The sequence below is a fragment of the Streptomyces triticagri genome (genome assembly GCF_003429565.1).
GTDB lineage: Bacteria > Actinomycetota > Actinomycetes > Streptomycetales > Streptomycetaceae > Streptomyces > Streptomyces triticagri.
The window spans coordinates 1-12507 of record NZ_QUAK01000118.1; the positions used below are offsets into that span (position 1 = coordinate 1).

At 71.6% G+C, this 12507-nt stretch carries 16 protein-coding genes and 1 pseudogene; 5 read left to right on the forward strand and 12 right to left on the reverse strand.

The features are described from left to right. The first annotated feature begins 276 nt into the window (after nucleotides 1–276). Together DY218_RS21560 and DY218_RS21565 are read left to right on the forward strand one after the other, a co-directional pair. Nucleotides 277–990 (forward strand): TetR family transcriptional regulator, encoded by a 714-nt coding sequence (locus DY218_RS21560; RefSeq protein ID WP_128557815.1) that lies wholly within the window; start codon nucleotides 277–279, stop codon nucleotides 988–990. A gap of 114 nt (nucleotides 991–1104) precedes the next feature. Next, nucleotides 1105–1482 carry a Zn-ribbon domain-containing OB-fold protein gene (locus tag DY218_RS21565; RefSeq protein ID WP_233521775.1) on the forward strand — a complete coding sequence of 126 codons (378 nt, stop codon included), beginning with the start codon at nucleotides 1105–1107 and terminating at the stop codon, nucleotides 1480–1482. 45 nt (nucleotides 1483–1527) lie between these two features. On the opposite strand, the gene DY218_RS21570 is transcribed toward DY218_RS21565, so the two are convergent. The 3 genes from DY218_RS21570 to ligD all read right to left on the reverse strand — a co-directional run bounded on the left by DY218_RS21570 (nucleotide 1528) and on the right by ligD (nucleotide 3309). Further along, nucleotides 1528–1995: a universal stress protein gene (locus DY218_RS21570; RefSeq protein ID WP_128557763.1), complete on the reverse strand. Its 468-nt coding sequence runs from the start codon at nucleotides 1993–1995 to the stop codon at nucleotides 1528–1530. A gap of 83 nt (nucleotides 1996–2078) precedes the next feature. Continuing rightward, on the reverse strand, nucleotides 2079–2282 hold the full coding sequence (locus DY218_RS21575; protein ID WP_128557764.1) for a DUF2180 family protein: 204 nt from the start codon (nucleotides 2280–2282) through the stop codon (nucleotides 2079–2081). Between the two features lie 100 nt (nucleotides 2283–2382). Next, a complete protein-coding gene (ligD, locus tag DY218_RS21580; protein ID WP_128557765.1) occupies nucleotides 2383–3309 on the reverse strand; it encodes a non-homologous end-joining DNA ligase in 927 nt (308 codons plus the stop codon). 173 nt (nucleotides 3310–3482) lie between these two features. On the opposite strand from ligD, the gene DY218_RS21585 reads away from it, so the two are divergent. Further along, on the forward strand, nucleotides 3483–4961 hold the full coding sequence (locus tag DY218_RS21585) for an aminotransferase class I/II-fold pyridoxal phosphate-dependent enzyme (protein WP_128557766.1): 1479 nt from the start codon (nucleotides 3483–3485) through the stop codon (nucleotides 4959–4961). A gap of 13 nt (nucleotides 4962–4974) precedes the next feature. On the opposite strand, the gene DY218_RS21590 is transcribed toward DY218_RS21585, so the two are convergent. The 9 genes and pseudogenes from DY218_RS21590 to DY218_RS21630 form a co-directional block, all read right to left on the reverse strand. Then, nucleotides 4975–5238, reverse strand: coding sequence for a hypothetical protein (locus DY218_RS21590; RefSeq protein WP_128557767.1), 264 nt, complete (start codon nucleotides 5236–5238; stop codon nucleotides 4975–4977). 41 nt (nucleotides 5239–5279) lie between these two features. Then, nucleotides 5280–5462, reverse strand: a complete 183-nt coding sequence (locus tag DY218_RS21595) for a hypothetical protein (RefSeq protein ID WP_128557768.1) — start codon at nucleotides 5460–5462, stop codon at nucleotides 5280–5282. Between the two features lie 64 nt (nucleotides 5463–5526). Further along, on the reverse strand, nucleotides 5527–5853 hold the full coding sequence (locus DY218_RS21600) for a plasmid stabilization protein (RefSeq protein ID WP_128557769.1): 327 nt from the start codon (nucleotides 5851–5853) through the stop codon (nucleotides 5527–5529). Between the two features lie 94 nt (nucleotides 5854–5947). Next, entirely contained in the window at nucleotides 5948–6961 is a 1014-nt protein-coding gene (locus tag DY218_RS21605) for an iron-containing redox enzyme family protein (RefSeq protein WP_233521776.1), read from the reverse strand. A 3-nt stretch (nucleotides 6962–6964) separates the two neighbouring features. Continuing rightward, nucleotides 6965–7225 carry a CDGSH iron-sulfur domain-containing protein gene (locus tag DY218_RS21610; protein WP_407703670.1) on the reverse strand — a complete coding sequence of 87 codons (261 nt, stop codon included), beginning with the start codon at nucleotides 7223–7225 and terminating at the stop codon, nucleotides 6965–6967. Continuing rightward, nucleotides 7209–7933, reverse strand: a pseudogene (locus tag DY218_RS21615) (HemK2/MTQ2 family protein methyltransferase). The gene DY218_RS21610 and the pseudogene DY218_RS21615 overlap by 17 nt, the downstream one beginning before the upstream one ends. A gap of 42 nt (nucleotides 7934–7975) precedes the next feature. After that, nucleotides 7976–8377 carry a DUF6479 family protein gene (locus DY218_RS21620; RefSeq protein ID WP_128557770.1) on the reverse strand — a complete coding sequence of 134 codons (402 nt, stop codon included), beginning with the start codon at nucleotides 8375–8377 and terminating at the stop codon, nucleotides 7976–7978. 28 nt (nucleotides 8378–8405) lie between these two features. Then, nucleotides 8406–9254 carry a SigB/SigF/SigG family RNA polymerase sigma factor gene (locus DY218_RS21625; protein ID WP_128557771.1) on the reverse strand — a complete coding sequence of 283 codons (849 nt, stop codon included), beginning with the start codon at nucleotides 9252–9254 and terminating at the stop codon, nucleotides 8406–8408. Nucleotides 9255–9406: 152 nt separating this feature from the next. After that, nucleotides 9407–10063 (reverse strand): endonuclease, encoded by a 657-nt coding sequence (locus DY218_RS21630; protein ID WP_128557772.1) that lies wholly within the window; start codon nucleotides 10061–10063, stop codon nucleotides 9407–9409. A 289-nt stretch (nucleotides 10064–10352) separates the two neighbouring features. Between DY218_RS21630 and DY218_RS21635 the strand changes: the two genes are divergently transcribed. Beyond that, nucleotides 10353–11537 (forward strand): alcohol dehydrogenase catalytic domain-containing protein, encoded by a 1185-nt coding sequence (locus tag DY218_RS21635; protein WP_128557773.1) that lies wholly within the window; start codon nucleotides 10353–10355, stop codon nucleotides 11535–11537. 75 nt (nucleotides 11538–11612) lie between these two features. Beyond that, on the forward strand, nucleotides 11613–12500 hold the full coding sequence (locus DY218_RS21640) for an SDR family oxidoreductase (protein ID WP_128557774.1): 888 nt from the start codon (nucleotides 11613–11615) through the stop codon (nucleotides 12498–12500). Nucleotides 12501–12507: the final 7 nt, after the last annotated feature.

The window sequence follows — 12507 nt, forward strand, 5'->3', positions numbered from 1 at the left end:
CGTCAGATCATCCGCGAACTGACGGTCACCGGTGGCGTCCGGCACATACTTCACACAGACAACGATCCTCAAGCTCACGCCGGTACTCCCTGCTCACTGGACGGTCCCACCTCGTGCGAGTGGCTCGCCGGATCAGGCTATGGCACTCAGTACCCTGTGTAAAGGTACCCAGTGCCAAAACCCTGCTTCCGGTGCTACGGTCCCGGCATGACTGAGGTGCGCAGACGGCGTGGGACGGGCGTCGGAAAGGCAGGTGCCGAACCGGTCAAACTGCCCATGCGGGAGGCGCTCGCGCAAGCCGCGTTCGAGCTCTTCACGGAGCGCGGGTACGAGCAGACGACGGTCGACGACATCGTGGCGCGGGCCGGGGTGGGCCGGCGCTCGTTCTTCCGCTACTTCCCGTCGAAGGAGGACGCGGTCTTCCCCGACCACGACCGCTGCCTGGACGACATGACCGCCTTCCTGAAGGCCAATCCGGGTGACGATCCGGTGGCCGCGGTCTGCGACGCGGCCCGCATCGTGCTGCGGATGTACACCGCGAATCCGGACTTCTCGGTGCAGCGCTACCGCCTCACCCGGGAGGTCCCGGGCCTCAGGACGTACGAACTCTCCGTGGTCCGGCGCTATGAACGCGCCCTCGCCGGCTATCTGCGCCGCCGGTTCGCGGACGCCCCGGACGGCTCGCTGCGCGCCGAGGTGATCGCTGCCGCGGTGGTCGCCGCGCACAACAACGGCCTGCGCTCCTGGCTGCGTTCGGGCGGTGAGGAGGATCCGGAGGCCGAGGTCGACCGGGCGCTGTCGTTCGTCCGGGACGTGTGGGCCGATGCGGCGAACGGCGACGGAGTGGGGCCGTCCGGATCCGGAACGGGCGTGCTGCGCAAGGGGGTTGGCGACGGTGCGGACGGCGAGGTGATCGTGATGGTCGCGCCGCGCAACGCCCCGATGTGGCGGGTCATCCAGAGCATCGAGTCGACCCTGTCGGAGAACTGACGGAACGAAGTGGCACCCGGTACCTTTACGTCCTGGCACTGAGTGCCATATGGTGCTTGCGCGGCGATGCAGTGGGCGTCGCGCAATCCGGGCCGAGTGCAGGGGAGTCGAGACGTGTCCCAGACGAAAGCCGGCGCCGCGCCGACGGCGCAGGACGAAACCGGACTCATCTTCCAGCGCTGCCGCTGGTGCGCCACTCCGTCCTTCCGACGACTGCTCTGTCCGGTGTGCGCCTCCAGCGACCTGGACGCCGAACGCAGCACGGGAGAAGGCGTGGTGGTCGAGTCGCACGTCGTGCACCGCTACACCTCCGTGGCGCGCAACGAATCGCTCGTCCGCTTCCCCGAAGGCTTCGTGTACCGCTGCCGGGTGATCGGCACCGACCCGCAGCGCGTCTACGTCGGTGCCCGGGTGCGGCCCGCGACCGACGCGGACCCCGGCGCGGGCGAGGTGGTCGTGGAGATCTGCGACGAGATCTGGGGCACCGTCTGACACGCCCCGAGACGACGCCGTGCGTATCCCGCGCCAGTGCGCTCCTCAGCCCTCGGGTTCGTGATCCGGACGCACCACGACGACCGGGCACGAGGCGTGCTGGGCGCAGCGCTGACTGACCGAGCCCAACAGGGCTCGGGTGAAGGCGCCCCGGCCGCGGCGCCCGACCACCAGCAGCTCGGCGTCCTCGGCGGCCCGGATCAGTACGTCGGAGGGGTCGCCCTCGACGAGATGCTCGCGCACCTCCACCGGAGGAGGGTCCGCCAGTGCCGCCCGCAGTTCCGCCGCGAACTGCTCCCGCGCCTGCTCGAGATCGAAGGTCGGGTCCACGGCGGGCCCGGCCCAGCCCACTGCCGAAGGCGTGTCCCAGGCATACACGACGTCCACCGCACCGCCGATCAGTTCGGCCTGCCGGACGGCCCAGCGCACAGCAGCGTACGAAGAGGAAGATCCGTCCACGCCCACGACCACGCGGGGCGCAGCTGCTGAAGACGTCATGGTCACCTCACCCATCGGTCCAGGTTGTTGTCTCCACGCTGCCCGTGTCCGGGGCGGCGCGCCAGCGGAGGCGGGTCGGGACGGCCCACCGGGCCTGCTCAGCTGAGCTCGGCGGCGTGACAGAGCTTGCAGGTGAGCCGGCGGGCCGGGTCGGGGCGGGCGGCGGTCCCCGTACCGGTCACCTCATGCACCTCACGCGGCCCCTCGTGGAGATGCCCGGGACAGACCCCTGCTCCGCAGTAGGTGCATACGGCCACGGCCGGTGTGACGGTGCCGGCCCGGTGACAGTCGTAGCAGTTCATCGGTGCTTCCTTCCTGTCGTGCACGCGTACGCCGAGTCGTTCGCGAACACGCGGACCGGGTCCCCCGGCCGGGCCGCGGCAAACAGCGCCGAGTCCCGGCTCACCGCGTCCGGTTCTTGCGCCGCAGTCTGCGGCGGGCCGCGTCCAGGGAACGGCCCCGGCCGAGCAGCCCGGCCCACGGCTCGGTACGTGCCTGGTCGAGTGCGTCCGTGACGGTCCAGCGGCGTGAGGTGAGCGCCGGGTCGTCGAGCTGCTCCCAGGACACCGGGGCTGCCACCGGGCCGCCGGGTTTCGCACGCACCGAGTAGGGAGCGACCGACGTCTGCGCGTACGCGTTGCGCTGGATGTCCAGATAGAGGCGTGCACCGCGCTCCTTCTTGCGTGCGGCGGTGGTCAGTTCGTCCGGGTGGGCTGCTGCCAGGCTCTCCGCGATCTCCCCTGCGAAGGCGCGTACGCCGTCGAAACCGGTGCGCCGGTCGAGCGGCACCAGGACATGCAGTCCGCGCGATCCCGTGGTCATCGCCGCGCACGGCAGGCCTGCCTCGTCGAGCAGCTCACGCACCTGCAGGGCGGCCCGCCGCACCGTGCCGAAGTCCGCACCGTCGGGCGGGTCCAGGTCGAAGACGAGGCGGTCCGGGTGGTCGGGCCGGTCGGTGCGGGACTCCCAGCGATGCAGTGTGATGCAGGCCTGATCGGCCAGGAACACCAAGGTGGCGGTGGAGTCGCAGACGGTGTGCAGGACCGTGCCGCCCTCCTTGGGCACCTCGACCCGGGTGATCCACTCCGGGTAGTGGTCGGGTGTGTTCTTCTGCATGAAGCGCGGTCCGTCGGTGCCGTCCGGATGCCGCTCCAGCATCAGCGGCCGGTCACGCAGATGCGGCAGCATGTACGGCGCGATCCGCCGGTGGTACGCGACGAGTTCGCCCTTGGTCACGGCGCCACCGCCGTCCCCCGGGAGCAGCGCCTTGCCGGTCCGATGCACTTCCACGGACCGCCGCCCCACACGGAGGGTCTCGGTGCCGGTCATGGTCGTCACCCTCCCTCGGTTCCTCGCGGCGCGGTCGGCTGCATGCGCACGGGCAGGTGCATGGCACCGAGTACCCAGGACGGCGGCGGGCATCCGCGGCGATCGAGTGTCCCGGCAGCCGGACGGATCACCCCTGGAGTTTTCGCCCGCGCCGTGCCGGGAACCGGCACAGAATGGATCATTCGAGGGCGCCGGTACTCGAAGCGCTGACGGCCTACCACAGGCAGGGGCACCTGCCCTTCACCCCGCCCGGACACAAGCAGGGCCGTGGCGCGGATCCCCGGGTGGTGGAGGTGCTCGGCGAGGCCGTGTTCGCCGCGGACGTGCTCGCGGTGGCCGGACTCGACGACCGTACGCTGGCCGGACAAGTCCTCGCCCGGGCCGAGGAGTTGATGGCCGACGCGGTGCGCGCCGAGCACACCTTCTTCTCCACCTGCGGCAGTTCGCTGTCGGTCAAGGCCGCGATGCTCGCCGTCGCCGGACCGCACGAGAAGCTGCTCGTCGGACGCGACGTCCACAAGTCCGTGGTGTCCGGGCTGATCCTCGCCGGCATCCATCCTGTATGGGTCGAACCCCAGTGGGACACCGACCGGCATCTGGCCCACCCGCCGTCCGCCGAGGCGTACCGCGCCGAGTTCGAGGCCCATCCGGATGCTCGGGGTGCCCTCCTCACCAGCCCCACTCCGTACGGCGCCTGCGCCGATATCGCAGCGGTCGCGCGAGCGTGTCACGACCGAGGCCTGCCGCTGATCGTCGACGAGGCCTGGGGTGCACATCTTCCCTTCCACCCGGATCTTCCCACCTGGGCCATGGACGCCGGCGCCGATGTCTGCGTGACGTCCGTGCACAAGATGGGTTCGGGCCTCGAGCAGGGCTCGGTGTTCCACCTGCAGGGAGACCTTGTCACCGCCGACACCCTGGCCTCCCGGGCCGATCTGCTCGGTACCACCAGTCCGTCCGTCCTCGTCTACGCGGCCCTGGACGGCTGGCGTCGCCAGATGGTCCAACAGGGCCGCCGGTTGATGGACCGTGCCCTGGCAACGGCAGAGCGCGTCCGACGCACAGTCGAGGAGATCGACGGTCTGCACGTGGAGGACCGAGCGGACTTCTGCGGCCCGGGACGCGCCCACGATCTCGACCCGCTGCAGATCTTCGTCGATCTCCAGGACCTGCCGTTCAGCGGCTACGACGCGGCGGACTGGATGCGCCGGCAGCATCGCATCAACCTGCACACCAGTGACCACCGGCGCATCAACGCCCAGATCACGCACGCCGACGACGCCGGCACCACGGACCGGCTGATCGCGGGACTGCGCGACCTCGCAGCGCACGCGAACTCGCTGCCCACCGCACCGCACATCGCCGTCCCCGATCCGGGCGAACTCCGGCTGCCACAGGTGATGCTGCCGCGGGACGCCTACTTCGGGCAGGTCGAGCGGATTCCGGTGGAACAGGCGGCCGGACGGGTCTGTGCCGAGATGCTCACCCCCTACCCGCCCGGGATCCCGGCAGCCCTGCCGGGTGAGCGACTAGACGGGGCGGTCCTCGACTACCTGCGTACGGGTGTGCGTGCGGGCATGCTCGTCCCGGACGCGGCGGACGGCCGCATCGACACGGTCCGCGTGGCCGTGCAGGAGGCGGGCGCCGACTGAGACCGACCGGCGGTCAGCCCGGTGACTCGTCGGGTTCCGGGTTGGCCGGTGGAGCCTCGGTGGCAGGTCGCGAGCCGCGGCGGGCCGTGCCGGCCTCGTCGGTCTCGGGTACGTCGTCCTCCTGCGGCGCATCGGAGCCCCGGCCGTCGGGCTCGGGGATGTCCACTTCCCAGGGGTCCTCACCGTTCTGCTCGGTGCCGGCCTGCTGATCGGGCGGGTCGTGCGGGACGGGCCCAACCTCGTTGTCGTCAGCACCGGTTCGGCGATCGGCAGCCATAGAGGGCTCCTTTCCTGCGGGCCGGGCGGCACATCGGTCTGTCACCGCCCGCGGGACTCCCGGCGCGCGGACTTCGCGCGCTCCTCCGCGCTGCGCGCGGCCTCTCCCTCGCGGCGGCCCTCGTCCCTGAGGCGCTCGCGTCCGAGCGCCTCGCCGTCCGTCTTCTTCTTCGCGGCCTTCAGCCGGGCGAGCTTCGCTTTCAGGACGTCCTTCTGGCTGGTCATCGTGTCCATGGCTCCTTCGTGCGCCGACCCCTGCGGCCCGCCGCACGCGTCGGCTCTCCGTCGGTCAGTAGCCGAGCGCGCGGCGCAGCTCCTGCTTGTTCATTCCGGAGCGCCCTTCGACGTTCTTCTTCCGGGCCTCGGCGTACAGCTGGTCCTTGGTGGGACCCTCGGCTCCCGAGTGCGAGCGTCGCCCGCCGCGTTCCGGAGCGGACTTCGGGTCCTTGGTGGACGTGCGGCTCGCGCTGCGGGACTCGCCGGTACGGGCGCGCTCCTTGTTGACCGTGCGCGCGGCGATCTCCTTCGCGCGACGCTCGGAGGTGCCGCGCTTCTCGGCCCCCTCCTTGATGTACTCGTACTGGCGCTCTCGCTTGGCGTTCGATCCGGCAGGCATCTGGGTCTGCCCCTTCCGTGCGGTGACGGACGCCCCGTGCGGCACGGTGCGTCCGGTGTACGGGAAGCCGGGTACCCGTGACGTGGTGGGTGAATCACACCGGAAGGACGGGGCCGCGCAGCGCGCTCCCGCCCTCCTGCCAGTGACTCAGTGTCCGCTCGGCGAACCGGTCCTCGACCAGCGCGGTCGCCCCGATCCCGAAGGCGACGTCGGCGGCCAGCTCCGGCTCCTCCTCGAGCAGCCCACCGACCACCTGGTGCCGTACGACCTGCTCGTGTACCGCGTCGGCCTCGACATGCTCGGCGTAGAACCGGACGGCGGCTGCTCCTGCGCCCACCCGGCGCAGGGCCGCGGCGAGCCGGCGCGAGGCCGGCGAGGACGTCGTCTCGACATGGGCGAAGTGGCCGGCCAGTGCGCCGCGCAGCGACCGGTGCAGCCCGAAGAGGGACATCAGGTTGACGCTCGCCAGCATGGTGGCCGGCGCCTGCTCCAGATAGCGGCCGTAGGTGGAGTCGAGGCCCAGGTCCTCCATCAGGTCCGCGAAGAGCCGGGCGTGAATGTCCTCTGCGCGGCCCGCACCGAACTCGTCGAACTCCACGGCGACCATCGCGGCCTTGGCCGTACCGGTGAGCCGGGGGATGACCCAGGCATGCGGGTCGGCCTCTTTGAGGTGGTAGAGGGAGCGCATGGCCGCGTACTCGCGCAGATCGGCGAGGGTGCCGTGCCGGGCGAGATGGTCACTCAGGCTCGGGGGCTCCCCACGGGCCGGCTCGTCGAGGAGACCGTCGAGCGCCTGCGTCATGTCCGCCGCCGGTACGGAGGCCCGCAGCGCGGCGAGGTATCGGTGCTCCAGGGCGCGGCGCAGTGTCAGCAGCTCCGGGCTCCACTCCAGCTCCTCGTCGACCGCTTCGAATCCCCGGTAGTGCAGTTCGTACAGCATGTACAGGGCCAGCTGCAGGTCCTCGCCCCAGGGGTCCGTCGCTTCTCCCGCGGCTTCCGTCCCGCCGGGCATTCCCGAGGTTCGCAGGGCGTGCAGGACGGCCCGGGAGAGCGGTCCGCGAGGGGTGGGGAGCGGTGGGCCCGGCTGCCTGCCAGGGATCTGGGGCACGGCTCAACTCCCCTCCGTCCGGCCGGAGTCGGCGTCCTGCCTGCGCTGCAGATGCCGATGCGTCGTGTCGCACCACGGATAGGCCGCACTGCGGCGACAGGTGCACACCGCCACCACGAAGCGGTCGGACACCACGCTCGTGCCGTCCGCCAGGCGGAACTCGACGGGCCCCTCCACGAGCAGCGGGCCGTCCTCCTCCGCCCACACCCTGCGGGTCGTACGCACCCGATCGGATCCGGTGATCGCATCACGGCCGCTGTGCACGGATCACCACCAGTTCCTCGGTGACCGCCGGACCCGTCCGCCGACCGGCCCGAGCGGTCCCGTCCGCCAGCAGCCCGCGCGCCGCCAGCCAGTCGCGCCGTTTGCGCAGCACAGGGCCGAGCGGAATCCGCGCATGCCCGTCGATCTCCGCGTCCAGACCGGCCGACCGCAACCGGTCGAGCGAGGCGCCCGGGCGCGCAAGGGCCGACTGGACGAGCAGCAGCACGCCGCCCGGTACGAGCGCATCCGGTGCCCCGGCGCAGACCCGGTCGAGCACCGCCCGGCCGTCGCGCCCCGCGTCCCAGGCGAAGGCGGCGCGGTGCTGCGACGGCGGCCGGCCACCGGACGGCACATGGGCGGATTGCAGACGACCATCCGGTAGCGCTCGCCGCGTACGGCGGCGAACAGGTCTCCGTGCCGGGTCCGTACCCGCACCCGGGCCAGGCGGGCATTGAACCGCGTCGTCAGGACGGCGCTCCAGGCCAGATCCACCGCTGTCACCTCGGCACCGAGACGAGCCGCGGCCACCGCGAGTGTTCCGCTGCCGGACCCCATGTCGAGCAGCGGAGTGCCCCGGACGACCCCCTCGTGCTCCATGGCCTCCAGGAGGAGCCGGGTGTCGTCCTGCGGCGCGTACACACCGGGCAGTCGCCGCACCGGCCCGGTGCGGGCATCGGGCCCGGCGGGTATCGACTGGCGTACGAACATGGATGTTCCGTCCTGCGTGATGGCACTCGGATGGCGCGGCACTCAGGTGCCGTGGCCGCCGCTGCCGAAGGCTCCGCTGGAGCCGCCCCGCTTGCGGTTGCGGTGCCGGCCCGATGTGGGGCGGCTGCCGATGTTGCCGTAGCCCTTCATCTCGTGGGGGAGACGGCGGTGCTCGTCGTCGGCGTCGAAGTCGTCGGCCTCGCGGGTCGTCGACGTCTCGCGCACCGGACCGTCCCGCGGCAGCGTCGGCTGCTCCTCCGGCTTCGGCGGACGCGGCTCCCGCCGCCGTATCCGCATCCCGAGCCAGACCGCCCAGATCAGGGCGCCGGCGATGGCGATGCCGAGCAGCAGGAACGGCAGCATGCCGATGGAAGGTTCGGCCGCGGTGGGCAGTGCGCCGGCCGTGTGCCGGACGGGGGCGTCGAAAGCGTCGTGGACAGTCATGGCCGCCGAGTACCCCGGTCGGGTCGGGTCACGCCCTGCTCGCGGCCGCCTCGGTCCCGGTTTCGGTCTCGGCAGGGGCCGCGCCGTCCGTCCCGGACTCGCCGAGCGCCTCGGCCCATACGCGGCGGCAGGACCGCGAGATCAGGCGGGACACATGCATCTGCGAGATGCCGAGCTCCTCGGCGATCCGGCTCTGCGTCATGTCCTCGAAGAAGCGCAGATAGAGCACGCGCTTCTCGCGCTTCGGCAGGTGGCGCAGCCCCTGCCTGGCGGCCTGTCGGTCCGCCACGAGGTCGAATCCGCCGTCGTCGTCGCCGAGGGTGTCGGCGATGCTGAAGCCGTCGTCCGACTCCGCGTCCAGGGACAGCGAGCGGTAGCTGGTCAGGGCGTCGAGCCCCTGCCGCACCTCGTCCTCGCTGCGGCCGGTGTGCACGGCCAGCTGCGCGGTCGTCGGCTCGTGGCTCCCCGGCGTGAGCATCAGCTCGCGGCGGGCGCGGCGCACCGTGTTGCGCAGCTCCTGCACCCGGCGGGGCACCCGCACGTCCCAGGTGTGGTCGCGGAAGTGCCGGCGCAGCTCACCGGTGATCGTCGGCACGGCGTAACTGATGAACGGTCCGCGCCCCGGGTCGTAACGTCGCACGGCCTTGACCAGACCGACCGCCGCGACCTGGCGCAGATCGTCCATGTTCTCGCCCCGGTCGCGGAACTTGGCGGCGATCCGGTGCGCCATCGGAAGCCAGTCGCGCACCAGCTGCTCGTACAGCAAGTCCCGCTCGGGGCCTCGTCCGAGCCCGGCGGCATGCCGGAAGGCCGCTGCAGTGTCGGGGGTGTCGTCGTGGGTGCGGCGCACCCGCGGTCCTGAGGTCTCGACGGGCATGGAGAAGTCACTCCTCGGTTGTCTTCTCGCTCCCACGGTTTCTCTCTCTTCCCACCGTCCGCTTGTTGCGGCCGTTCCGCAGTGTGGAGCGTCACGCCCGGTGACGGGCGGCTGCGTGGTGTCAGGTGGCGTGCGTCGTCGTGCCCTGCGGATCAGGCCCGGCCGGCCGCCCGCTCCCGGCACTCCTCGACCACCGAGCGCTCCAGGGCGGCGCGGACCAGGGCCGCGGCGAATACCCCGGTGGGCGTGTCCCCGGCCGCTTCGGTCAGTGCGGACACCTCCCGGGGCAGACCCAGACGTTCCGCACCCTGCAAGGTCTTCGCGTCGAGGTAGGGGGCGTACTCGGGCCATACGTCCTGCACTTCGCGCAGGAAGATGTCCACCCCGGTCGGGCCGAGCCCCGGGACGCGGCGCAGACGCTCGGCGACCGCGGCCTTGTCGCCGTCCGCCTCGTCGCGCAGCCGGCGCAGGTCCCCGCCCCAGGAGTCGAGCAACAGCTGGGCCCCGTCGCCGAGTTGGGTTGCCGTCCGTTCGTCGTAGCGCCGGTATCCGCCCCGGCCGAGTGCGTCCACGCGCTGCTGCCAGGTGGCGTCGGCCATCTGCCGCGGGCCGCGCAGCCCCGCGTCGTACAGGGCGCGCGAGGTGGCCACCGCGACCGAGGCCCGGATACGGGCACTGAGCAGACAGGCCAGGACGAGCGTCCGGTAGAGCGGCTGCGGGGTGTCGGCCGAGCGGATGCCCGCCTCATGGGCGTACGTCTCTCCGGCGACGTCGAGCAGGGCGCGGACGACCGCCTTGTCGCTCGCCATGATGTCTCACCTCCGATAGTGCGACGTGCTGCACCGACCGGTCCGGCACGGTCCCGGACGCCGGTCACGCATTGCCCCCGCCACCTCGCCGCCGCTGATGCCGCGTACCCGCACCGGGTCACCCGGGGACGGCCGGACAAACGCCTGACACCTCCCGTACGGCGAACGACCGGCCGATGCATAGCGCCGGCCCGTCGGGAGACCCGTGGGGTGGCCTCCGCAGCGGAGACCGGAAGAAGCCCCGAGACACCGAGCGGCCGCCGCCGGGCGGATGACGAAGGAGACCGGCATGCGTGCACTGACATGGCAGGGCAGGCGGGACGTGAGCGTCGAGACCGTCGCCGACCCCCGGATCGAGGAACCGACGGACATCGTCGTACGGGTCACTTCCACCGGGATCTGCGGATCCGACCTGCACCTGTACGAGGTCATGGGGCCCTACATCGACCCCGGCGACATCCTGGGCCACGAGGCGATGGGCATCGTCGAGGAGGCCGGCCCCGAAGTCACCGGACTCCGGCCCGGTGACCGGGTCGTCGTGCCCTTCAACATCTCCTGCGGCGACTGTTACATGTGCGACCGCGGACTCCACTCCCAGTGCGAGACCACCCAGGTCAGGGAGCGCGGTACCGGCGCTGCGCTGTTCGGCTACACCAAGCTCTACGGTCAAGTGCCGGGCGGGCAGGCCGAGTTGCTCCGGGTGCCGTTCGGGAACACGCTGCCGGTCAAGGTGCCGGACGGGCCCGCCGACGACCGCTTCGTCTTCCTCTCCGACGTACTGCCCACCGCCTGGCAGGCCGTCGAGTACGCGGACATCCCGCCGGACGGCACGGTCACCGTCCTCGGGCTCGGGCCGATCGGTGCGATGGCGGCGCGGATCGCTCTGCACCGGGGCGCAAGCCTCGTCGTGGGCGTCGACCTGGTACCCGAACGCCTCAGCCGCTCCCACCAGGACGGCGTGAAGTGCCTGGACCTGCGCCGCCACGGCAAGGACCTGGGTGACGTGATACGTGACCTGACCGACGGCCGCGGCACCGACGCCGTCATCGACGCGGTCGGCATGGAGGCGCACGGCGCCACGCTGGCCAAGGCGGCCCAGCGCGGAGTCGGGCTGCTCCCCGACGCGATGGCCGAGAAGCTCATGGAGCGGGCGGGCGTCGACAGGCTGGGCGCGCTGCACGCGGCCTTCGACATCGTCCGGCGCGGCGGCACCGTGTCCGTGTCCGGCGTCTACGGCGGCGCCCTCGACCCGATGCCGCTGCTCACCATGTTCGACAAACAGGTCCAGGTGCGCATGGGGCAGGCCAACGTCCGCCGCTGGGTGGACGATCTGCTGCCTCTGCTCACCGATGCCGATCCGCTCGGCGTGGACGGCTTCGCCACCCACCATCTGCCCCTCGAGGACGGCCCGAAGGCGTACCGCATGTTCCAGGACAAGGAAGACGGAATGATCAAGACGCTGCTGCGTCCCTGAACTGCGCTCGCGCCAACGGCCGTTCGATCACCCGAGTAGTACGCCGCACCCAGCCCGCCGAAGAGGACGGACCCGATGAACGGCACACCACGGTCCGAGGACCCGACGACCCGGTACCCCCGCCCCGACTTCCCGGACCAGTACCAGGAGCCTCCCGGCTGGACCGGCCCCATGGATCCGCCGCCGGACCACGGCGAGCAGACCTACCGCGGCAGCGGACTGCTCCACGACCGCGCGACCGTGGTGACGGGCGGCGACTCCGGCATCGGCCGGGCGGTGGCGCTCGCCTACGCGCGCGAGGGCGCCGACGTGCTCTTCACCCACCTCTCTCAGGAGTCGGCCGAGGCCCGCGAGACCTCGCGCCTCGTCGAGGAGGCCGGCCGCAAGGCCGTGCCGGTGGCCTGCGACATCCGTGACGAGGAGCAGTGCGATCAGGTCGTGGAGCGCGCCGTCGGCGCATTCGGCCGGATCGACGTCCTGGTGAACAACGCGGCCCATCAGATGTCACAGCCGGACGGCATCCGGGCCGTCACCACCGAGCAGTTCGACACCGTGATGCGCACCAACCTGTACGCCATGCTCTGGCTCTGCCGCGCCGCGACACCGCACATGCCGCCCGGCGGATCGATCGTCAACACCACATCCGTACAGGCCTACAAGCCGAGCCCGCACCTGCTGGACTACGCGATGACCAAGGGCGCCATCGTCACCTTCACCCAGGGACTCGCCCGGATGCTGCTCGACGACGGGATCCGGGTGAACGCGGTGGCACCCGGTCCGGTGTGGACGCCGCTGATTCCCGCCACGCTCCCGGACACCACCGAGTTCGGCCGCCAGGCGCCGATCGGCCGGCCGGCCCAACCCGCCGAAATGGCACCGGCGTTCGTGTTCCTCGCCTCCCAGCAGGCGAGCTTCATCACCGCCGAGATCATGAACGCCACCGGCGGCACCCCGCTGCCGTAGATGTCCG

Coding starts and splice junctions, on each gene's coding strand:
- DY218_RS21635 (WP_128557773.1), top strand. CDS start 10,353: ATGCGTGCACTGACATGGCAGGGCAGGCGGGACGTGAGCGTCGAGACC.
- DY218_RS21630 (WP_128557772.1), bottom strand. CDS start 10,063: ATGGCGAGCGACAAGGCGGTCGTCCGCGCCCTGCTCGACGTCGCCGGA.
- DY218_RS21620 (WP_128557770.1), bottom strand. CDS start 8,377: ATGACTGTCCACGACGCTTTCGACGCCCCCGTCCGGCACACGGCCGGC.
- ligD (WP_128557765.1), bottom strand. CDS start 3,309: ATGACCGGCACCGAGACCCTCCGTGTGGGGCGGCGGTCCGTGGAAGTG.
- DY218_RS21595 (WP_128557768.1), bottom strand. CDS start 5,462: ATGACCAGCCAGAAGGACGTCCTGAAAGCGAAGCTCGCCCGGCTGAAG.
- DY218_RS21570 (WP_128557763.1), bottom strand. CDS start 1,995: ATGGGTGAGGTGACCATGACGTCTTCAGCAGCTGCGCCCCGCGTGGTC.
- DY218_RS21625 (WP_128557771.1), bottom strand. CDS start 9,254: ATGCCCGTCGAGACCTCAGGACCGCGGGTGCGCCGCACCCACGACGAC.
- DY218_RS21600 (WP_128557769.1), bottom strand. CDS start 5,853: ATGCCTGCCGGATCGAACGCCAAGCGAGAGCGCCAGTACGAGTACATC.
- DY218_RS21575 (WP_128557764.1), bottom strand. CDS start 2,282: ATGAACTGCTACGACTGTCACCGGGCCGGCACCGTCACACCGGCCGTG.
- DY218_RS21560 (WP_128557815.1), top strand. CDS start 277: ATGCGGGAGGCGCTCGCGCAAGCCGCGTTCGAGCTCTTCACGGAGCGC.
- DY218_RS21585 (WP_128557766.1), top strand. CDS start 3,483: ATGGATCATTCGAGGGCGCCGGTACTCGAAGCGCTGACGGCCTACCAC.
- DY218_RS21640 (WP_128557774.1), top strand. CDS start 11,613: ATGAACGGCACACCACGGTCCGAGGACCCGACGACCCGGTACCCCCGC.
- DY218_RS21590 (WP_128557767.1), bottom strand. CDS start 5,238: ATGGCTGCCGATCGCCGAACCGGTGCTGACGACAACGAGGTTGGGCCC.